At 50.6% G+C, this 21900-nt stretch carries 22 protein-coding genes and 1 pseudogene; all 23 read right to left on the minus strand.

Annotated elements, in window-relative coordinates; genetic code table 11:
- A pseudogene (locus AC6R1O_RS02965) lies at window positions 1–89 on the minus strand (flagellar biosynthetic protein FliR); the annotation flags it as partial.
- Between the two features lie 8 nt (window positions 90–97).
- Window positions 98–367, minus strand: coding sequence for a flagellar biosynthesis protein FliQ (gene fliQ / locus AC6R1O_RS02970; RefSeq protein WP_487902641.1), 270 nt, complete (start codon window positions 365–367; stop codon window positions 98–100).
- Window positions 368–379: 12 nt separating this feature from the next.
- Entirely contained in the window at window positions 380–1234 is an 855-nt protein-coding gene (gene fliP, locus AC6R1O_RS02975) for a flagellar type III secretion system pore protein FliP (protein ID WP_334555277.1), read from the minus strand.
- A gap of 19 nt (window positions 1235–1253) precedes the next feature.
- The gene (gene fliO, locus AC6R1O_RS02980; protein WP_487902640.1) at window positions 1254–1595 is read right to left on the minus strand and encodes a flagellar biosynthetic protein FliO; all 342 of its coding nucleotides are present in this window, start codon (window positions 1593–1595) and stop codon (window positions 1254–1256) included.
- Window positions 1596–1598: 3 nt separating this feature from the next.
- Window positions 1599–2009: a flagellar motor switch protein FliN gene (gene fliN, locus AC6R1O_RS02985; RefSeq protein WP_334555254.1), complete on the minus strand. Its 411-nt coding sequence runs from the start codon at window positions 2007–2009 to the stop codon at window positions 1599–1601.
- Between the two features lie 20 nt (window positions 2010–2029).
- A complete protein-coding gene (fliM, locus tag AC6R1O_RS02990) occupies window positions 2030–3079 on the minus strand; it encodes a flagellar motor switch protein FliM (RefSeq protein ID WP_334555253.1) in 1050 nt (349 codons plus the stop codon).
- 7 nt (window positions 3080–3086) lie between these two features.
- Window positions 3087–3584, minus strand: coding sequence for a flagellar basal body-associated protein FliL (gene fliL, locus AC6R1O_RS02995; protein WP_334555252.1), 498 nt, complete (start codon window positions 3582–3584; stop codon window positions 3087–3089).
- 37 nt (window positions 3585–3621) lie between these two features.
- Window positions 3622–5718, minus strand: a complete 2097-nt coding sequence (locus tag AC6R1O_RS03000) for a flagellar hook-length control protein FliK (protein WP_500656469.1) — start codon at window positions 5716–5718, stop codon at window positions 3622–3624.
- A 127-nt stretch (window positions 5719–5845) separates the two neighbouring features.
- Window positions 5846–6286: a flagellar export protein FliJ gene (gene fliJ, locus AC6R1O_RS03005; RefSeq protein WP_334555250.1), complete on the minus strand. Its 441-nt coding sequence runs from the start codon at window positions 6284–6286 to the stop codon at window positions 5846–5848.
- Between the two features lie 6 nt (window positions 6287–6292).
- Window positions 6293–7615: a flagellar protein export ATPase FliI gene (gene fliI / locus AC6R1O_RS03010; RefSeq protein ID WP_500625996.1), complete on the minus strand. Its 1323-nt coding sequence runs from the start codon at window positions 7613–7615 to the stop codon at window positions 6293–6295.
- Window positions 7615–8418 carry a flagellar assembly protein FliH gene (fliH, locus tag AC6R1O_RS03015; protein ID WP_500632780.1) on the minus strand — a complete coding sequence of 268 codons (804 nt, stop codon included), beginning with the start codon at window positions 8416–8418 and terminating at the stop codon, window positions 7615–7617. The genes fliI and fliH overlap by 1 nt, the downstream gene beginning before the upstream one ends.
- A gap of 107 nt (window positions 8419–8525) precedes the next feature.
- Window positions 8526–9578 carry a flagellar motor switch protein FliG gene (gene fliG, locus AC6R1O_RS03020; protein WP_487902636.1) on the minus strand — a complete coding sequence of 351 codons (1053 nt, stop codon included), beginning with the start codon at window positions 9576–9578 and terminating at the stop codon, window positions 8526–8528.
- Entirely contained in the window at window positions 9571–11313 is a 1743-nt protein-coding gene (fliF, locus tag AC6R1O_RS03025) for a flagellar basal-body MS-ring/collar protein FliF (protein WP_487902635.1), read from the minus strand. The genes fliG and fliF overlap by 8 nt, the downstream gene beginning before the upstream one ends.
- A gap of 15 nt (window positions 11314–11328) precedes the next feature.
- Window positions 11329–11640 carry a flagellar hook-basal body complex protein FliE gene (gene fliE / locus AC6R1O_RS03030; RefSeq protein ID WP_334555246.1) on the minus strand — a complete coding sequence of 104 codons (312 nt, stop codon included), beginning with the start codon at window positions 11638–11640 and terminating at the stop codon, window positions 11329–11331.
- A gap of 96 nt (window positions 11641–11736) precedes the next feature.
- Window positions 11737–13143: a sigma-54-dependent transcriptional regulator gene (locus tag AC6R1O_RS03035; protein ID WP_500632779.1), complete on the minus strand. Its 1407-nt coding sequence runs from the start codon at window positions 13141–13143 to the stop codon at window positions 11737–11739.
- A 2-nt stretch (window positions 13144–13145) separates the two neighbouring features.
- On the minus strand, window positions 13146–14204 hold the full coding sequence (locus tag AC6R1O_RS03040) for a sensor histidine kinase (RefSeq protein ID WP_500632778.1): 1059 nt from the start codon (window positions 14202–14204) through the stop codon (window positions 13146–13148).
- Window positions 14205–14324: 120 nt separating this feature from the next.
- Window positions 14325–15791, minus strand: coding sequence for a sigma-54 dependent transcriptional regulator (locus AC6R1O_RS03045; RefSeq protein ID WP_334555243.1), 1467 nt, complete (start codon window positions 15789–15791; stop codon window positions 14325–14327).
- A gap of 255 nt (window positions 15792–16046) precedes the next feature.
- A complete protein-coding gene (fliS, locus tag AC6R1O_RS03050; protein ID WP_500629280.1) occupies window positions 16047–16457 on the minus strand; it encodes a flagellar export chaperone FliS in 411 nt (136 codons plus the stop codon).
- Window positions 16458–16469: 12 nt separating this feature from the next.
- Window positions 16470–16793 carry a flagellar protein FliT gene (fliT, locus tag AC6R1O_RS03055; protein WP_500632777.1) on the minus strand — a complete coding sequence of 108 codons (324 nt, stop codon included), beginning with the start codon at window positions 16791–16793 and terminating at the stop codon, window positions 16470–16472.
- On the minus strand, window positions 16777–18801 hold the full coding sequence (fliD, locus tag AC6R1O_RS03060) for a flagellar filament capping protein FliD (protein WP_500632775.1): 2025 nt from the start codon (window positions 18799–18801) through the stop codon (window positions 16777–16779). Before fliD ends, fliT begins: the two co-directional genes overlap by 17 nt.
- Window positions 18802–18821: 20 nt before the next feature.
- On the minus strand, window positions 18822–19250 hold the full coding sequence (flaG, locus tag AC6R1O_RS03065) for a flagellar protein FlaG (protein ID WP_334555239.1): 429 nt from the start codon (window positions 19248–19250) through the stop codon (window positions 18822–18824).
- A gap of 70 nt (window positions 19251–19320) precedes the next feature.
- Complete coding sequence (locus AC6R1O_RS03070; RefSeq protein ID WP_487902628.1) at window positions 19321–20454, minus strand: flagellin; 1134 nt, start codon at window positions 20452–20454, stop codon at window positions 19321–19323.
- Window positions 20455–20707: 253 nt separating this feature from the next.
- A complete protein-coding gene (locus tag AC6R1O_RS03075; RefSeq protein ID WP_334555237.1) occupies window positions 20708–21841 on the minus strand; it encodes a flagellin in 1134 nt (377 codons plus the stop codon).
- Between the last annotated feature and the right edge of the window lie 59 nt (window positions 21842–21900).

The raw sequence follows: 21900 nt of genomic DNA on the forward strand, positions 1-21900 counted from the left end.
GACATCACCATCAACATGGCAGCAATACGCGTGTAGGGCCAAAAGTAGTTGGCAATCCAGTCGAGGACGACGCTAGCGGGATATTCCATACCCGCTCCTAGTAGAGAACCTGAGGTAGTCGCTCAACCATGGCAAAGAAATACTCCATGAGCATTTGTGTCATCCAGTGAGCAAACAGCATTAACGCTAGCAATGTGACAATCAAACGTGGCAAGAAACTCAACGTTTGTTCGTTAATCGACGTTGCGGCTTGGAAAATCGCCACCACAAGACCAATCAGCAAGCTTGGGATAATGATGGCGCACACCATAATGAGCACCATCCACAGTGCGCCGCGAAACATTTCGACAAAAACCTCTGGCGTCATGGTCTCCTCCCGCTACAACGCAAAACTGCCGGCCAAGGTCGACAAAATCAGGTTCCAACCATCCACCAGCACAAACAGCATCAGTTTGAATGGTAGCGAGACGATCATGGGTGAGAGCATCATCATACCCATGGCCATTAAGACAGAAGCGACCACTAGGTCAATGATGAGGAAAGGCAAAAAGAGCATAAAGCCGATTTGAAACGCCGTCTTGAGCTCAGAAGTAATGAACGCCGGGATCAGCACCGCCATCGACACCTCTTCTGGAGCGGTTGCGTCGGAGCCCGAAATGTTGACAAAGGTTTCCAGATCTTTAACACGCGTCTGTTTGAGCATGAAATCTTTCATTGGCACTTGCGCCAAATCGAACGCGTCACGTGCCGTGATTTGTTCATTGATGTAGGGTTGAATCGCGTCGTCGTTAATTTTACTCAGTACTGGCGACATGATGAAAAAAGTAAGAAAGATAGCAATGCCAATGATCACTTGGTTCGACGGCGTCTGCTGCAAACCCATCGCTTGACGCAAAATAGACATCACCACAACGATGCGGGTAAATGAGGTCATCAAAATGACCATGGCGGGCAAAAAGCCCAGCATGGTCATCAAAGCGAGAATCTGTAGATTGACGGAATAGTCTTCTGTGCCGTCAGGGTTGGTGGTCATGGTAAAGGCAGGGATACCGCCGCCACCGCCGGTCAAGCTACCGGTCGACAACGTTTGTGCGCTGCTACCGGAAGCGCCTTGTTCACGCTCCATCGCCGAGACAGTCACAGACGATGCGCCCGCCGCATTACTCGGTACCGATGTCGCTAACTCCTCCTGTGCGACCACCGCCGTAGAGAGAAGAGACCATAGCAAGGTCATCCAGACCCAAAAAGTTCGACTACGATTTATCATTCTTTTTCAATAGCTGAGTCAGTTGGCTTGCAAACGGACTGGTGGCTAACTCCTCCTGAGAAAGTGGCTTATCCAACTTCGCAATCAACTGGATAGACTGCGCCGTCACGCCGACTAAGAACTGCTCTTCTCCGGCTTGAACAATCACGATACGCTCTTTAGTGCCCACCGCGATTTGGCGTACCACACTCAACCCCGGCTGATTGCCAATAGCGGGAACGCGCATTCGCTTGAGTAGCCAAGCCAAAAACAAAATAAAAGCGACAACGAACAACAGCGACCCAAAGGTGGTCGCTATGTCTAACTGGCTATCGGTTGCAGGCCCCATGGCTTAACGAAGCTTCTTAATACGCTCAGTTTGGCTGATAACGTCAGTCAAACGGATACCGAACTTGTCATTGACCACCACCACTTCACCGTGGGCAATCAAGGTGCCGTTGACCAATACATCGAGTGACTCCCCGGCCAAGCGCTCAAGTTCGACCACTGAACCTTGGTTGAGTTGCAGTAGGTTACGAATGCTGATCTGCGAGCGGCCCACTTCCATAGAGATGGTAACCGGAATGTCCAAGATGGTATCGAGCTTACGGCGCTCGTCATCGGAAATGGGTGAGGAGGTATCTTCTAACTCATCCAGTTGCGCTGACATCACTTCATCCACATCGATCTCTGGCGCGTTGGGATCTTCTCCTAGGGCTGCCGCCCATTCGTCCGCCAGTTTCTGATCGTCACTTGGTTCCATACCTAATTCCTACTCTTCAATTAATCTTCAATGTCGCCTTCGTCATCTTCTAACTCGGAGATGACATCTTTGCCCAAGAAGGCAATATCGGTTTTCACTACATCGGGACGCTTAATTTTTTCCGATATTTGTACCGCAAGGTTTTCCCCTGAGCGGCCCATTTTGACCCGATAGGTCGGTAACTCTTCTACAAACATAGTGGCGTGCTCTGGCATATGGATCGGGATAATATCGCCAGGACGCAGCTCCATTAGGTCGCGTAGGGAAATATCTTGCTCGAGCAAGTTAACGCGAAAGTTCACTGGGACATCCATGATCTCTTCGCGCAGCGCCGTGCTCCAGCGCACGTCAGTTTCCATCTTATCCGATTGAACACCGGCATCGAGCAACTCACGGATCGGCTCTACCATTGAGTATGGCATCACGACATGGAAATCGCCGCCCCCGCCATCCACTTCGATATGAAACGAGCTCACAACGATCACTTCCGTCGGGCTGACAATGTTCGCCATGCTCGGGTTCACTTCGGAGTCGAGATACTCAAACTCGACCCCCATCACAGGCGACCATGCTTCTTTGTAATCTTCAAAGACGATTTTGAGCAGCAATTGAACGATTCGACGTTCAGTGGGCGTAAATTCACGCCCTTCAATCCGCGCGTGAAAACGGCCATCACCGCCAAAGAAGTTCTCCACCAAAATAAACACTAAGCGTGCTTCCATGGTGATCAGCGCCGTACCTTTTAGAGGTCGAAAGCGCACCATGTTGAGACTGGTCGGTACGTAAAGTGTATTTTGATACTCGCCGAACTTCATCATCTGCACGCCGTTGATCGAGACTTCAGCGGTTTTACGCAGCATGTTGAACAGGCTGATACGCATATGACGAGCAAAGCGTTCGTTGATCAGCTCGAGGGTTGGCATCCGACCACGAACAATGCGGTCTTGAGAGGAAAAGTCAAAATCGACGGCGCTCGCGTCTTGCTCGTTACTCTCTTCTTCTATCTCATCGACGTCATCGACGCCGTGAAGCAGCGCATCGATCTCATCTTGGCTTAATAGATCAGTCACGCGTCACCTATTGCATTACAAAATCAGTAAATAGCACTCGTTCAATCACAGGCTGACCCACAGCTCTGGTCAAACTGGCCTTGATGTCATCCGTCGCTTTGTCGCGCAACTCCACGCGTCCGTTGACGCTGCGTAGTTGGTCCACCGTTGCCGAAGCAAACGTGCTCAGCAGGGAACTCTCGATCAGTGGCGAGTGATAGCGGGCCAGGTTTTCATTTTCGCTGCCACGCACCATCAACTGCACTTTGATCTGTACCATGCGGTCACGTTTGTCGCCCGTCACGTTAAACAAAAACGGCTGAGGAATATTGACATAAGAGACAGGCTCGGCGGGCGTCACCACTTGCTGTTGCGTTGCAGCCTGTTCTCCGGAGGGCTCATCTGAACCCATCAAAAAGAACGCGGCACCACCACCGCCAAGCAGCAAGACAACAACAACGGCCACTATGATCAGTAATTTGCCTTTCCCTTTGGGAGCTTCTGCGGTGATATCTTCGTCTGCCATAACTTAACGGTCTCTAAATCCTAGTTTTTCTAACAGTTTAAGCGTAATAACTGATTCCATCACGCTTTGTTGCTACATTCAAATCAAGATTGGTGTCTGGTTCAAGGTTTTCTTCACCGCCAAAGGCGTGATTGCTGCTCCCTTGACCATTTCCTTGCCCACTGCCTGTTGCATAGCGTCCTTGCTGCTGGCCAGAGGCCTGTTGCTGAACGGAGGTGTCTCCCAGCTGAACCCCTTGCTGAGCGAGCATTTCACGCAGTCTTGGCATCGATTGCTCGATAATATCGCGCGCGCCTTGGTTGGCGACAGTAAAGTGGACAGTGGCGCCGTCACCATTCATGTTCATGCGAATTTGTAAGCGGCCTAGCTCAGGGGGATCAAGGCGAATGTCGATGTTTTTCAAGTTTTTCGACATCATCATCTGTACGCGCTCTGCCACTTGATCCGCAGCCACATCACGGCTGAGCTGCAAAGGAACTTGCGCAGGATTGGCTTGCTCCGCACGCATGCCATTAGGTTGAGTGCCAAGCTGCTGCCCACTCGCGGCGGCCAACTGCTGAGCAAAATGCTCTCCCGATGCCGCCTCTTTGCTCTCCCCACTTTGGACGGCGCCCACCGCGACTTTCGCTCCCAACGCCGATTTTAACAGTGCCTGCTCTTGCAGTGCCGGGTTCGCCGCCACATTCCGCATCGCGCTGGCGCTTAGGTCGGTGGGTATAGGCGATGTGGGGATCGCTTGCGCGGCAGCGTTAGGAATAGGCGAAGTGGCAGCCTGTTGCAGCGGCGTAGGTGTCACTGACTGCGTTTGATGCATCGCTTGTTGTACTGAGTGCGCGAGCACCGCTTGCTGAGATTTCACTTGCGGATCTCGGGCCAGATTGACCTCCTCTTTGACCACCGCCTCACCTTGTACGGCCCATGGGATGGCTGTTGCTTGCGTTGGCGTTTCGGTATCCGTAACAGTATCGGCCGATACGGTTTGGGGCTCTGCAGTCAAGGAGGCAGCAGAGACATTGGCCGCTTGCTCTGCTCTGTTCGTATCAACGTCAGCTTCGCTAAATTCGGTGTCTACCGTCATGGCGCTGGCATTCCGTGCGTTTTGGGCTGCGGTCGCATCGGCTTGATGTTGCCCGGTGTTGAAACGGTGTTGAGTCGCCTTATCTACAGGCAGTGCATCGGTTGATGTGGGTTCTTGTCCCGCTTTTGCCGCCACACTCGCGGTCACTGCAGCGGCAACCTGCGGCGAAGCACCATCTTGTTCGCTATCCACAAGTGGAGACTCCACATTAAGGTACTTTTTCGCCGATTCCGCTTTCGCCTGCTCAGATACCTCGCTTACAGCAAGCGATTCGCCATCGCTGACAGTGGCCGAGCCCGCGGCGGCTTGCACTGCATTTGCATCTTGACCTTCATCTCTAGCCTGGCTATTTGCGTGCAGGGTTTCGCCGTGCACTCTCACCACTTCACTCTCATTTGAGCGCACAAAGGATTCTGGTTGGGTCTTTTCATCGCCTTGAGCGGAGATGGCGGCGGCTTGAACAGACACTTGCCCTTCAACAGACACTTTAGGCGTATCCGTTGCAGGATCGAGCTTGGCGGCATTGGCTTCATGAGGCAAGTTCTTGCCGTCTTTTGCCTTGAGGGCACGATTAGATTCATCCAGACGCTGCAATACTTGGTCATTGTCGGACACAATTTTCGCCGCTTGGTCTTTCGGTAGGGAGGCCTCGCTATCATCCGTCGCAGCCAACACCTTAGCTGAGGCTGCGCGATCGCTTTCGCCTTTTGCACCGTCGGCTTTCGAACTTACCGATTCGGCCTCGAGTAACTCGTCGGTAGATTGATTGGCGGTCGATGTCGACTTATCGCCGTTAGACGTTGACTTAGACGCCTCACTCGCGCTTGCTTGCTCTGTGGGGGCTTTTTCTTCGGGTGCTTTCTCTACAGGGACTTTGCCTTGCGCTTTTACCCCATCACCGGATCCGTCGCCTTTTCCGCCTTCACCTTTAATCAGCGCAGCGAGTTTAGAAAAAAAGCCTTCTCCACTGTTTTTCTCAGTGCTGGCCTCACCCGTGCTTGGCGCGACCTTAGCGGCTTTTCCGCTGTCAGAAACAGACGATAAATTGATATTCATAGTTGAGCTACTCACAGTTAATCATCTCGAAACAGCGCAGAGACGGAACAGGGGTTAGCTAGGATATCAGCAAAAATCACGCCATAGTTGGAAGCTAATACGAAGTTTTTACGATGATAATGAGCGATCAGTTCGGCTTCCGCCGTGAATATTGCAAGGTGGCAAACTCATCCATCAGCTTTTGCTCGCGATGCTCTTGTTCACGCGCTTTTTCACTGCGTTTTTTCTCCATCAGCCATTCATACGAACGTCGCTGTTTGCGACGCTCCAGCCAGTGCTGCTCACAGCTTTCTACCTGACTCTTAAAATGGTGCTCGGCTTTCTGCTGTTTGGCGAGGGTCTCATCGAGCGTGGTTAAAAAGCGGTTTAAGTGGGTATATTGGCTAGCCGTTAACCCTTGCTGACCTCGTTCAACCAGTTGCTGGCAGTAATCTAGGCGGTATTGCTCAATCTGTTTGAGCTGTCGGTAATAGCCTTCTAGCTCACCGCGAGCCTGTGTAAGCGCCATGACCGCCTGATTTTCCTGTTCTTTCGCCTGCTCTAGCAAGAATGCCAACGCGTTATCCATCGACTATCACTCTCCTTGCAGCAAGTTCTTGAGCATATTTACGCACATATCGTACGGCACGCTCTCTTTCATTCCTTGCTGTAGATAACCATCGAGTTTCGGCTTGATAGTAAACGCGCCATCAATCGCTGCATCGGTACCCGGTTTGTAAGCACCAATAGAGACCAGATCTTGATTCTTGCGACAAATCGAGAGGATTTGTCTCACCGCTTTGGACATCAAAATATGCTCATCGGTGGTGATCTGTGGCATGACACGACTGACCGATTTTTCGACATCAATCGCTGGATAATGACCCGCATCGGCCATTTCTCGCGAGAGCACAACGTGACCATCGAGAATGGCTCGCGATGCGTCTGCTATCGGGTCCTGCAGGTCATCCCCTTCGGTCAGTACGGTAAAAAATGCGGTAATGGAGCCCTGATCGGGGCCACCGTTACCGGCTCGCTCTACCAAAGCGGGTAATTTGGCAAAGACCGAAGGCGGGTAACCTTTGGTTGCCGGCGGTTCGCCAACCGATAGCGCAATTTCACGTTGCGCTTGAGCAAAACGGGTTAAGGAGTCCATTAAAAGCAGCACATCGAGCCCTTGATCGCGAAAATATTCCGCAATGGTCAGGGCGGTCTGGCACCCTTTCAAACGCATCAACGGCGAGGCATCGGCGGGCGCTGCGACCACCACAGAGCGCTGGCGACCATCCACACCCAAAATTTCTTCGATAAACTCTTTCACTTCTCGGCCACGTTCACCGATCAAGCCGACCACCACCACTTGCGCAGTTGTGCCTCGAGTCATCATACCGAGTGTCACCGATTTACCGACACCAGAACCGGCGAACAGACCAATACGTTGGCCTTTGCCCACTGTCAATAAGCCGTTGATCGCTTTAATGCCGACATCCAGCGGCTCCGTGATCGGTTTACGTGCCAGCGGATTAATCGGTTCCACATTAAACGAGGCTTTTTTCTCGGTATAAATCGGGCCAAGACCATCGAGTGGGTTGCCTACGCCGTCAATCACTCGACCAAGAAGCTCCATACCAACAGGCAGGCCTGCATCACTGGTCAGCGGCGTCACTTTCGCCCCGGGCAGCACGCCGGTGATCTGCTCACTCGGCATCAAAAAAAGGTTGTCGCCAGAAAAGCCGACTACTTCGGCTTCCATTTCACCGTGCATGGTTTCCACGGTACACAAACTGCCAATCGGAGCCCGGCACCCGGTCGCTTCGAGCGTTAATCCCACCACGCGAATCAACTTACCGGACGCCACTGGGCGACACGTTAACCCGTGGGTTTTGTACTGGCCAAGACGCTGAGCGAGCTCGAGCATCACTCACCACCTTGATGGCGATTGACACCACAAAAGCTTTGGATCACGCTGCGAATCCTATCTTCAAGGCGATAGTTGACACTCGACTCCCCCGCTTCAATTTGAACATCGCCCCGATTGAGAGCAGGCTCACTCATCAAGTTCCAATTACGCAGGTTCAATTCGTCTTCGCCATAGGCAGAACGGATAATAGCGACATCGTCGGGGTGAAGTTTTAAGGTAATCGCGTGACCGGAAATAGGCAGAGATTCCACCGACTGTTTGATGGTGTCTAGAATGACTTGAGGATTGGTTTGAACTTCGACATGCACCACCTCTTTCACCAAGATGAGGACCATATCGACCAACTGTTTTTCCACTTGGGCGTTCATCAGTTCAAGCGGCTGAGCGAATTGGTTGGCTAAGTTGATGAAGGTATCGACTTGTTCTTTGATAAAGGCTTCGCCTGCCGTGACACCTTCTTGACGGCCCGCTTCGAGCCCTTCTTGATGGCCTTCCGCTAAGCCTTGCTCTTTGCCTTTCTCATAGCCTTGCTTGAAACCGGCTTCTTGACCTTGCAGCAATCCATCTTGATACGCCTGCTGCTTGATGTGCTCAATTTGCTCATCGGTCAGCTCAACGGGCGCCTCTTCTTCAGGTTCGGTGGGCAAAGGCATCCAGCTCGGATCGTAATTCAGCGCCGTTTCTTTGGCTTGCTGGTGAGTGTGTGACGTGTAGTCAGGCATGCCCCAGCGCTCCGCTTTTTGGACCACCACTTCTTCATCATCCAATCGTAAAAAACCGCGCTTTCTTTCTCCGGCCATAACACTTTTACTCACTGAGGTACTGATCGTTCACTGAATTACTGATCGCTCTTCGCGTTGATTTGCGTTGCGGTCATCACTCGGTTGAGCGGTGATGACCCAAACCATTACAAGAACTCGTCTGCGCCGCCGCCAAGCATAATTTCGCCCGCATCGGCCATGCGACGCGCAATCGCCAAGACTTCTTTTTGAGCGGTTTCCACATCCGACACCTTGATCGGAGGCATGGCTTCAAGATCATCACGCATCATCTCAGCTGCACGCTTAGACATGTTCTTGAAGATCTTCTCGCGCAATGCGTCATCGGCACCTTTGAGTGCACGCTGCAACGCATCTTGCGGAACATCACGCAGCAATTTTTGGATACCTTGGTCGTCGACCTCGATCAAGTTCTCGAACACGAACATCAAATCTTGGATCTGTGTCGCCATATCTTCGTCTTGATCGCGCATCTGCTCCATCAAGACGCCTTCGATGTTGTTGTCCATGTAGTTCATGATTTCGGCTGCGGCTTTCAAGCCACCAATCTTGGCGGCTTGCGCCCCTGCTTGACCCGCAAACTGCTTCTCCATGATTTCGTTTAGCTCGGCCAATGCTGAAGGCTGGACTTCCTCGAGGTTCGCAATACGCATCATCAGGTCGAGACGATCGCGCTCGGCAAACTGAGACAAAATCTCCGCCGATTGATCGGGCTCTAGGTAGGACAAGACAATGGTTTGAATCTGCGGGTGTTCGTTGACGATGATGCTGGCCACTTGACGTGGGTCCATCCACTTGAGGGAATCAAGGCCTTTCGAGCCCGTACCCAGCAGGATTTGGTCAACCAAGTTATTCGCTTTGTCTTCACCGAGCGCCGCCACTAGGGCATTACGCATGAAGTCTTCGCTACCCATACCAATGTTGGTGTATTTTTGGATATCTTCAAGAAAAGCGCGGTGCACCGCCCCAACTTTGTCTTGGCTTAAATCCGACGCGCGCGCCATAGCGCTACCCACGCGTTGTACTTGTTTGGGCTCTAAGTGGCGAATAATGCCTGCTGCGTCCTCTTCATTGAGACTCAACAATAGAATCGCCGCGCGCTCCTCACCCGGTATTGATTCAATATCCACGGTGTTTTCTGATTCTTCACCGCCCCCCTGTGGGACCATTTCGTTAGGCATTTTGCATCCAGTTCTTCACAACTTGTGCCGCGAGTTCCGGCTCATTCGCAACCAATGCACGAACCGCTTTCAGCACGTCTTCATCTTTGTGTAGATTTGGAAGGTCAATACTTGAGCCAAACTCAAACAGCTCGCCACCTTCTAAATCACTCCCAATTAAGCTTGTTTCACCATCGGCGCCAATCGGTAAGCCATCTGGGCCATACAGTTGTTCATCGTCATCCGATGCTGGGTTGAGCAGTTTCTTCATGGCTGGGCGCACAAGCACCAGTACCACCACAATAATCACGAGCGCACTAGCAAACCAACGTACCCAGTCGTTGAAATTCGGGTGTTCCCATAGTGGCACATCTTGGACGATGTCCATCTCTGGCTCGGCAAATTGCATACTCAGCACATTCAACAAATCACCGCGATTTTCGTTAAAGCCAACAGCGCCGACCAATACTTGTCGAATCGAATTTAAGTCAGCATCCGAGAGCGGCTGGTAGGTCGTCTCACCGGTTTCAGGATTGACCACAGCACGATTTTTTATCGCGACGGCGACCGTTTGGCGATTCACGACACCTGTTTGACGACGCTCATGACTGATGGTGGTATCGAGTTCGAAGTTGCGCGTCGCCTCTTTATGCACAGAACCTTGGCCAAGTAGCGACCCATCTTTCATTTGGGCCACATCTTGAGGAATGGAAGCATCGGCAGGCGGTTGGTTACTCAGTGCGCCTGGCACGCCAGCGACCACATTACCATTGTTGTAATCTTCAAGGGTGTATTCACTGCGCGTTGCGGGTGTATTAGGGTCAAAGCTCTTACGCGTCTGTTCGACCGCACTAAAATCAAGTTGGATATCGACCTGAGCGGTGTAGTTACCAAAGCCTAATATCGGGATCAATACCGAATCAATTTTGTCCCGCAAGGCTTGTTCTTGTTTACGCTCTAGCTCATGCTCTTTGCGTCTTGCCGCAGAGGCTGGATCTTGCGAGCCAGAGCTCAGTAAGCGACCATGCTGATCCGTCACGGTAATGCGGGTCGGCTTCATGCCCGGAACTGCGCTCGCGACCATATCAACAATCGAGTCGACCTCTTCTTGCTTAAGGCTAGTGCCGGTACGCAAAGTCAAAAATACCGACGCTGAGGCCTCTTGATTGTGACGCACAAACACACTTTGCTTAGGCAACGCAAGCAACACACGCGCTTTACGCACTTGAGTCATCTCTTCTATCGCTTTAGAGAGTTGGCGTTCACGGCTGAGCTTAAGACGCTCTTGTTCGAGACGTTGCGAAACCCCAAATCCCATGTCTTGCAGCAAGATCTCATCACCCGCCTGTTTCTCGGTGTTGAGGCCCGCGCGGACCATATTGAGTTTGAGTGAGTTGTAATCGCTCGCAGGCACCAAAATAGTGTTGCCGTCGAGTTTGTAGTCTAGCTTTTGCTGATCAAGGTAATCTAAGACAGGAATCAATTCCTCGGTATCGTACGCTCCGAGTGGGCGCATATCGGGCTCTTTGACCCAAAAAAACAGCATCACAATCAATGCGACACAGATTGAGATCGACAGAACCAGCACCACTTGACGCAGCAGGTCGAGATCGCCCACCGCCATATCAAACTTGGAGCTGCTTTTTTCATCAAGATCGGGGTTTTGACCACCGCTATCGATATCCGTCGATAGCATGGTGCTATCGACATGGTCATCCGCTACGGTTAGGTCTGTGGATTGAGTTGGTTCTGCCACCGTCGATACCTACTATTAAACTGGCATATTCATCAATTCTTTGTACGCTTCAACAAACTTGTTTCGTACTTGGATTGTCGCATCAAAGGCCACGCTCGATTTGTTGCGGGCAATCATGACATCAGACAAAGAGACATCTTCATCTCCGCGGTCAAAGCGCATTTGTAAGTTGCTCGAGGTTTTCGAAAGTTGATTGACGTTATTGATGGCATTGTTGAGTAAGTCGCCAAAATCCGCCCCAACCGTATGACCGGTGGCAGCAGGTCTGGTGTTACTTGCTTCAAACATCATGGCTTGCATTTCGCCCTGAAAACCGTCAATTTTCATCCGTACCTCGATTGTCAACTCTTTGACATTTTGTTCTGCTGTTTCTCTGACGCTGCAAACTGCATGCCACGTTTGAATGAGACGAAAAATAGCACGTTAGTTAGGAATATCAATCCCCGCATCACGCATTTTCGCTAACTTGTAGCGCAAGGTACGTGGACTGATACCCAGCTTCTCGGCCATCTCTTTGCGGCGCCCTTGACACTCGGCCATGGTCTCCAAAATGATTGCGTATTCTTGGTCACGAAGCTCGCCTCCCAAGCCACTTCCCCCTGAGAGCTGACGCGATGCCTCCGCTTCAGCAATCGGCTTGACCTCCGGCGCCATCACATGACTCTCTTGAACGACTTGTTGTAAGCCTGACGCGTCATGCCAATCGTGCCCTTCCAACAGAATGTGCTCAGCGTGAATCTGCCCTTGATCGCTAAGAATCAGGGCACGTTGCACCACGTTATCCAATTCACGTACGTTGCCAGGCCAACGGTAAGTCAGCAATTTATGAATCGCACTTTGCTCCAACTGCGGAACCGGCATCCCAAGTTTTGAACAGTGACGCTGCATCAAGTGATTAGCGAGCGGTTCAATATCCCCCGGTCGGTCACACAGTGCTGGCCAAGTAATCGGAAAGACATTGAGGCGGTAGTACAAATCTTCGCGAAAATGCCCTTCTTGGACGTATTGCTTAAGATCGCGGTTACTGGTCGCCAGTACGCGCACGTCCAGTTTGATGCTTTTGCGACTCCCCAAACGTTCCACTTCTCGCTCTTGCAAAACACGCAGCAGTTTGGCTTGTAGGCTCAAGTCCATCTCACTGATTTCGTCGAGTAAAATCGTACCGCCTTGCGCTTGCTCAAACTTACCCGGACACGCTTGAACGGCGCCCGTAAAGGCCCCTTTCTCATAACCAAATAAGGTAGCTTCAAGCATATTATCTGGGATCGCGGCGCAGTTAATCGCGACAAAAGGGCCCTCTTTGCGCAATGACGCATTGTGTATGTAGCGAGACATAACCTCTTTGCCCGAACCGCTTGGGCCAAGCACCATCACGCTCGCATCGGTTTTCGCCACTCTATCGGCCAACGCCAGCAGCTTAAGGCTTTTTTGGTCTGCGACTACAGCGTCGCCATTGTCATCCGATTTGATCGGCGCGTATCGGCTGACCATATTAAGTAGGACTTCTGGAGCAAAAGGTTTTGCCATGTAGTCAATGGCGCCCTCTTTCATCGCTGACACGGCATCTTCGATATTGGCGTAGGCCGTCATCAATAGCACCGGCAAGTTAGGCCAGTGCTGCTTGATGTTTCTTAGCAAGGCGAGACCGCCCATGCCTGCCATTTGCACATCAGAAACAACGATATCCACCTCTTGGCTTTTTAGCTTAACCAACGCGTCTTCGGCGCTGTCCGCTTCAAGCCATTCGTACCCCGCCAGCGCTAACGTATCGACCAACGCTTCGCGTAGACCTTCATCGTCTTCAACGATCAGTACTTTGCTTTGAGCCATTGTTATTCTCCAGTGCTTAGATCTTGATTGGGTTCCACGTTGCGCTGCAACGGAATACACATGGTGAAGCATGCGCCATCACCCGGTTCTGATATGAGCTCTAAACGCCCATCGTGCGCTCGACACACCATCTGTACCACCGCAAGGCCAAGCCCAGTACCTTGGGAGCGTGTGGTGAAAAAGGGCTCCATGATTTTGCTTTGCAGCTCAGGGGGTACCCCTGGGCCACTGTCTTGAACCGAGATTTTCAGTTCACCCTTCACGGGCCTAAAAAAGACGTCGAGTTGAGACTCTTTGCCTGCAATTTGGATCGCATTCATCACCAAGTTACTCAAGGCTGACGCTAACGCATTGGCATTGCCGAGCAGTAAGGTCTCTTCTTGCTCTACTTCTAAATGATAGTCTATCTGATTGTTCTTTAACGCGGTCTCCACCATGGGGGAGAACTCATCCACTAACTCGCCAATGCAAAAAGGTTTAACGACTTTGTTGTCGCCGCCTTTGGCAAACAGCAACATGTCGTTGACCTGCTTTTCCAAGTCATGCAATCGATCCATTAATTTGGATTGAAAGCGGTCTTTCGTTGCAGGAGGCAGGTTCTGCGCCGCTAAATTAGAGGCGTACAACATGGCACTCGATAAAGGTGTTCTCACCTGATGGGCCAGCGACGCCACCATACGTCCGAGCGAAGAGAGTCTCTGTAAATCACTGATACGCGACTGCAGCAAACGCGTCTCGGTAAGGTCAGTGATGAGAATCAATTGCCCCGTCGCCGAGGCGGAAATCGCCAGTCGGACTTTGCGCCCATTGCGCAAAGAAATTTCATGGCCATCGTCTTCACGCGGCGCAAACGCGTGCTGAATCACTTCAAACCAACGCGACCCCACCAGCGGGACTTCAAGTAATTTTTGCGCTTCAGGGTTGGCTTCTCGTACAACACCTTGTGTATCGAGCAAAATGACACCTGCGGGCATCACATCCAACACTTGCTGATAACGTGCTACTTGCTCTTCTAGCGTGCCCAATGGCATCGCGGGTTCTGTCGGTGGGTTTGAGGTCATGTCGACATTCTTATCGTAAATACAACAATAGCCTGAAATGCAAATTGCATACCAGGCTATTTTATATGTTTTTCAAAGACTTACAAAAGTCGATTATTTGACAGTTGAGTTTTTGTCGCTTTAGCGCTGCAAATTATATTTGCGCATTTTCTCAACTAAGGTGGTGCGTCGCATGCCTAGCATATCCGCTGCGCGTGCCACAACACCACTTTGCGCTTCAAGGGCTTGATTGATCATGTTGACCTCAAGCTCTGCGAGCATCTCTTTAAGATTGACGCCTTCGGGCGGCAGATCTTGCGGCGCGTTATCAAACTCTTGAAATGGGTCGCTCCCTTCGAAGCTAAAGTCTTCAGAGAAAATATCATGCAAGGCATCACGCTCCTGCTCTTCAACCGACTCCGTGGAGTGGTACTCTGGTTGAAACTCAGGAATGTCACTATAACGATACTTGGTGGGTAAGTGGTTAACGTCAACCAAACTGTTGGGATAGAGGATAATCATACGCTCTACCAAGTTCGCGAGCTCGCGGACATTGCCAGGCCACTCATGTTCCATCAATGAATTGATAGAACGAGGCGTGAAGCAAATAGGCTGCGATCCTTCCGATTCCATTCGCGTCATCAACTCTTGCAATAGCAACGGAATGTCTTCTTTACGATCACGCAGAGCGGGCATTTCGATTGGAAAAACGTTGAGACGATAGTAGAGGTCTTCGCGGAAAGATTGATCCACAATCATATTATCAAGATTCCGGTGAGTAGCGGCAATCACTCGTACGTTGACACGAATCGTGGTGTTGCCACCAACACGTTCAAATGTGCGCTCTTGCAAAACCCGCAACAGTTTAACCTGCATCGGCATCGGCATATCGCCGATTTCATCCAAAAAGAGTGTACCGCCTTCTGCCAGTTCAAAGCGCCCTTTTCTTGAAGTGATCGCGCCGGTAAACGCGCCCTTTTCATGACCAAACAGTTCGCTTTCCAGCAGGTCCGGTGGAATAGCACCGCAGTTGATCGGCACAAAAGGCCCATTGCGTCGCGCTGAGTGGTAATGAATATTGCGTGCCACCACTTCTTTACCTGTACCGGACTCACCCAGAATCAACACATTCGCTTCCGTGCCAGACACTTGCTCGATTAGGTGACGCACTTCCTTAATGCCCATGCTCTGGCCAACCAGACTTCGGAACAAGGTGTTTTTTCGAGTCGATGCAGAGACATTCACACCTTTGCGGCCTAGAAAGTCTTTGCAGTGACGTAAGGCTTCACTGAGTTGCGGGTAATTTAATGGGTATTCGAGATCGCCAACATAATTGGTCAGCTCATCGACGGGATAAGAATGCGTACCGGCTATCAGTAAAGGGATATGGTTGGCAGAGGCCAGTTTTTCACTCAGGCTTGCAGGCAGTGAGTCTCCAATCAGGGAACCGACGATACAGCCGCCCCACAAACCAGACCAATTGGGCTCTTCTAATTGGCGAGAAGAGATGGCCTCACACTGTTCTCCTACAAACTCCAATATGTTACTCAGATTGATTCGCGCCTGCGCGTCATCCTCAATCACGAGAATTTTTGCTAAACCTTGCATAGGTGAGAATATTTGCCTTTTATCAGAAACGTTGTGGCTGTTTTATCTGTTCTAACGTCTTTCAATTACAGTGTAGGTGTAACGACAGAGAATGTATAAACTTCTACAACAAAAATAAGCCACTAGGCTACGTAGTGACTTATATTCTATGTGATAAATAGCAAAAGGCAACCGAGCAATAACTCGGTGTGATGTTAAGCCAAAAGCGCGTTAATGAAAGGCTTTCGACTTAACATTTCTTGACCGAAGTGCGGGTTAAATGCCCACTTCTGCTGCGGTAAGGTTATGAAACTCAGTGGGTATTTGATCCCATGCTGATTTGATTTCACGGATAATCTCAATCACATCGTCAATAGGCTGCGGTTCATTTTTATGATTCGCTTCCGTGATCTGAGTGATCATAAACTCATAGAGTTGATCGAGATTCTGTGCAATGTCACCGCCATCATCCATCGATAAGCAGCTGCGTAAGCTGATGATGATGTCTAACGCTTTACCCAAACGCTCTCCCTTCACTGGAACATTGCCAGCTTGCATTGCTGCTTTCCCTTGAATAAGACGCTCGATAGCTCCAGCCATCAGCATTTGCACTATCTTATGCGGGGAGGCCGCACTGAGCTGGCTATCAACCGATACCTTCTTGTAAGCCTGTAAAGAACCACGCATAACTATCCTCTTTTATAAAAACTTTTTGTACTGCTGAACCGAGCGTTGACCATGACGATACTGTTTTAGCGCTTGGCCTGCGAGGGCCGTTTTCTGTTGCATCAACTTCACCATGGCCGCAGTGTCATCTATGGCGCGTTGCCAAGCCGGCAATTGCGCTAACTCAGGGCACTGTTTGATCATGCAGAGTAACTTCTGCAATATCTGTTCCCTTGTATCGACTTGGGCGGTGATTTCTTCAGTATTTATGTCATCTATTGAAAGCAGATGGCCAATAGCTTGATCAATATCACACAAAGTGGCCAGTTGCGCCGAAAAATCATCCGCCAAGTGCATTCATCATCCCTGCTAACTGTGATTGCATTTTACCGGTCGCGTCCTGCATCGCCGAAAATTTGGCGTGAGTTCGCTGCTCCAAACTCGCCATGCGGCGATCCAGTGCCGCCTGATCATCTCGAAGACCATAGTTGCGCTCAATCATGCTCTGCTCACGAGTTCGAATCGACCCAGTCGCGCCAGTTAACCCTTGAATGGCATCTTCCACTTTCTTGGCAAACCCTTGATTGCCGCCAAAAAAGGCTTCAAGCTTATTGAAGTTATTGTTGATTTGCCTGTCGAGCATCGCGTAATTAATCTCAAGATTACCCTGACGTGTGGTGGTGATACCAAACTCGGTTAATGTTTTGAGGTCATCCGGCGCAGGCTCAATAGCGGATGAGAAGACTGATTTCAACCTAGCATCGGCATTGCGGACGATACTGTCGCCTGATAATGGACCCGCCATACCTGTACGGGGATCGACTCCAGACAGTTCTTTTGAGACTTGATAGAACTGATTGTAAGCAGCAACGAACTGCTCAATATCTTGGCGTACACCTTCTCGGTCATACTCTATATCGATTTCCGATGCGGGTTTTCCGGGCGTCGTACGACCTTTTAAGGTTAAATCGACCCCTTCAATGGCATTTTCGATAATGTTGTTGTCACTCGACAACTGGGCGACACCATCAAGCATCACTTTGGAGTCTTGGGCTGCTTGGACCTGCGTCATCCCGCGATAAGACTCAAAAGAGCGTTGTGCGTCCTCAAGGGCTTTTTGCGCGGCATCGACACGTTCTAGATATTCGCGCTCTTCTTTCGGTAATTTTGCTCGCTCCAACTCTTTGGCTTGTTCTGCTGTCAATTCGCCAGCATCAACGCGCTGCTGAAGCGCGGCTTTTTCGTCGGCCACCTTCTGCTCAATACGGGCTTGTTCTGCTTCGAGCTTGGCTTGCGCCTCTTTCGGCGTCACGTAGGAGTCTGTCAGTGTGCCTGACGCGGTGTTACTCCATCCAGGGACATCACCGGCTTTCTCGCGCGCTTTGGCATCGAGCTCAGGCTCTGGTTCCCAATAAGAGTCGAGCAAAGTCCCTGAAGCGGTTTCCGTCCAACCTGGAATGCGATCTTCTGGTTTGATGTACTTGTTCGCCTCAACACCCGCGCCGGCCGCCGCTGCTGCTGCACTATCGGACAGCTCATTCCCTGCTGACGCATCTTTGGCAGCGTTAGGGTCGGCTTGAATGGCCGCTTGCTTTGAGGCATCGGCAATTTCCTGATCGACAAGTTTTGCCGCTTCGATGTTTCTTTGCGCGATGTTGTCGGCAACCGCTTGCTCTTCTGGAGTGAGAGGGACAAGCAGTTCTTGCGCCTGAGCACGTGCACGTTCGAGATCTTTCACGCGCTGCTCAAGCGTTTTGTATTCTAGATTTTTAAGTAGATCACCCGGCTGTGCGTCTGCAAGCAGCGATACGCTGTTCTCTTCACCGGATTTATTGGAGGCGACGATAAGACGAGGGCCGTCTACGTCGTTAATGATTGAGGCGCGAACGCCTGGATTGGCTTTATCGTTGTTGATACCACGTACAATATCGACCAGTTTCGAGCCGGATTGAACATCGACATCAAAACTTCGGTTGCCCATCGAAATCTGCAGCTTGCCCGGTCCAAATTTGCCATCTGCTGGCAAAACATCAGACGCAATTTTATGACTTTGGGCAAGCTGCAACACATCGATAGCGTATCGACCAGCGATAGCTTCTGTGGTTGCCGTCGCGGAGACAACAGAGTCATCGGTCGTATCGACCTTTCTTGCTGCAAACGCTTTCTCTGTACGAAAGTTTTGCATCAAGCTTCTCATCGTATCCAGCGACTCTCTGAGTCGCCCATAGGCACTGATACTAGACTCAATTTCGGCTCGCTCATTGTCGATACGTTGCTGCTTAGGCACACGCTCCGAATCAACAATTTTGCTGACCATGGAATTGATGTCCATGCCAGTGTTCATCCCAATAGGGCCAAAACTCATTCAATCACCTCGAAGTACGATCACACCGTTTGGTTTACTAAGCCCGATGAGTATCGAGCCGTTTGTTCCCTTAGGCGCCGCAATATTACCAGCATCTCTTCGTCGGGTATCTGGCGGATAATATCGCCAGTACTCGCTTCGTAAATAGTGACCACATCTCTCCCCGACTCTTCATCCACTCGAAAGGACAACCCTTTGTTGATGGACGAAATGAAATCATTCATCTCCTCGACCAAACGTTGCCTTTCTTGGCTATTGAGCTTTTCACGAGCTTTCGCCGCTTCTATCGCTTGCGTGACAGACTCGGCAGACTGCTTGCTCATTTCATGGGTAGAGGCCTTTTCTTTACTTAAAGAAATGGACTGCGCACCATCATACTTAGAAGCAATTTTAGTGCCACTTTCTGAGCCGTAAGGCTGGATGTTCGATGTGTTAGATGGTATGTCCATAACAATCTCCCTTCCACCTCATAGGTCAGTAGCGCATGCTACTACCAATAAGCTCCTGCGAACCTACCGATTAACCTAATAAGCTAAGAGCTGCCGACGGTGACTGCTTAGCTTGCGCTAGAACCGACGTACTCGCTTGCTGGAGAATTTGCGATTTGGTCATCGCTGTCGTCTCTTTGGCGTAATCTGTATCAAGGATACGGCTACGAGACGCATTGACGTTCTCGTTGATGTTATCCAAGTTACTGATCGCATGACCAAAGCGGTTCTGGAACGCACCAAGCTCCGCGCGCTGGCTGTCCACGCTCTTTAGCGCGCCATCAATCACTGACACTGCCAGTTGCGAGCCCGCAACGGTAGTGACATCGACATCTGCGACAGTTTTATCTTGCGCGGCGCCAAAGCCGATCTCTCCACCAAGACCACCGCCAATGGTGACATCACCAGAGACTTTATTGGTCGCAGCGAACAGTTGCAGTTTGCCATCTTCGCCAACCGACGCTTTCACATCTTCACTTTGACCATTGATGTAAGTGGCCAATTGCTCGATGTCGTCGCCTTCTTTCGCGTTGATGGTCAAGCTTTTCGCCTCACCGTGCACGTCAGTATAGTCTAAAGTCAGGTCGCTCGCCCCTGCACTCACTGTCCAATCGGGTGTTTTACCCGCCGTAGCAATATACGCTTTACCGCCCATGTCTGCTGTATCAGAACGCATGTTGCCCATGGATAACATCACCGCCTCACCGGAACTGGCACCAATCTGGAACGACTGACTGCCATAAGTACCATTGAGCAACTTATTGCCACCAAACGAAGTGGTTTCGGCTATACGATTCAATTCATCGTTCAGCGCCGTGACTTCTTCTTGGATCGCAATTCGCTCTGAGCGCGAGTTCGAACCATTAGACGATTGCAGTGCCAAATCACGCATACGTTGAAGGATGTTGGTGGTTTCATTCATCGCACCTTCAGCCGTCTGAGCAATAGAGATACCGTCATTGGCATTCTTCACCGCCATGTCAAGACCACGACTCTGAGACGTTAAACGGTTTGAGATTTGTAGACCGGCAGCATCATCACGGGCACTGTTGATTTTGTAACCCGATGACAAACGCTCCATGGATTTCTGCATACCATCCGACGCCCCATTGAGGTAGCGCTGAGCGGTCATCGCAGACACGTTCGTGTTTACGTTAATTGCCATATATTGATCTCCTTTGGCATTAGGGGTGATGCGCTGTCGTGTCTCTCACCTCACTTCGGCGCATCTCATTTCTCTCAGTCTTGTAACGGCGAAACAAAAAATACCTTTAGAAAAAAAATGAAGTTTTTTTCTCTTTGCCTCACATCCGTACAATTTCGTGAAACTGATCTAACTACCATGAAAATCCTTGCAAACACCAAACGTAAAAAATCCAGCCGAAGCTGGATTTTTATTCGATAAGCGCGGAGGGCGATTAGCCAAGTAGGCTGAGTGCCGAGTTTGGCGCCTGTTTCGCTTGAGCCAAGATTGAGCTTGACGCTTGAGACAGGATCTGAGATTTGGTTAGTGCTGTTGTCTCTTTCGCGAAGTCAGTGTCTTTGATTCGGCTCTTCGACGCGTTGACGTTTTCGTTGATGTTGTCCAAGTTGTTGATCGCGTGGTTGAAGCGGTTTTGGAACGCACCCAACTCTGCACGGTGACTATCCACATATTTAAGCGCCGCATCAACAATCGCGACAGACTCTTGCGCGCCGCCCACCGTCGTCACGTCAATGGTGTTCACTGTTACGTCTTGACCTGGGCCCATGTTTAGCTCGCCCGCTAGACCACCAGAGAAGCTCACTGCGCCGTCAACTTTGTTGGTACCTGCAAAGATTTGCAGTTGACCATCTTCATCAACCGAGGCTTTTACCATGTCAGTTTGACCGTTGATGTAAGTCGCAAGCTCTTCAATATCATCCCCTTCTTTCGCGGTGATATTGATGGTTTGTGCTTGGCCGTCAGTGTCAGTCAGGTTGATCGTGAGATCATTGGTACCCGCTTGAACAGACCAATCCTTATCTTTACCGTTTTGTGCAACGTAGCTAGTACCGCCCATGCCAACGTTGTCAGAACGCATGTCGTTGAGCGTCAGCATGACGGCTTCACCGTTGTCTGCACCGATTTGGAACGATTTCGTTGCGTAAGTACCGTTAAGCAACTTGTTACCACCAAAAGAGGTTGTTTCCGCGATACGGTTTAGCTCGTCGTTTAGAGCTGTGACTTCTTCTTGAATCGCCACGCGCTCAGATTTTGAGTTCGAGCCATTCGCTGATTGAAGCGATAGGTCACGCATACGTTGCAAGATGTTGGTTGTCTCGTTCATCGCACCTTCAGCAGTTTGCGCGATAGAGATACCGTCGTTCGCGTTACGTACAGCGACATCAAGACCGCGGCTTTGCACATTCAAACGGTTTGAGATCTGTAGACCTGCTGCGTCGTCTTTCGCACTGTTGATTTTAAAACCAGAAGATAGACGCTCCATTGAAGCTTGTTGTGCATTGTTCGCGCTATTTAGGTAACGCTGTGCTGTCATTGCTGCTACGTTAGTATTTACATTCACTGCCATGGTGATTTCTCCAAATTGATTTTCCGATGTATCCGGTTTCCGACGTCTCGGAAAACCAA

This window comes from Vibrio sp. R11-SG3-ISO3-SZ, from assembly GCF_059834345.1.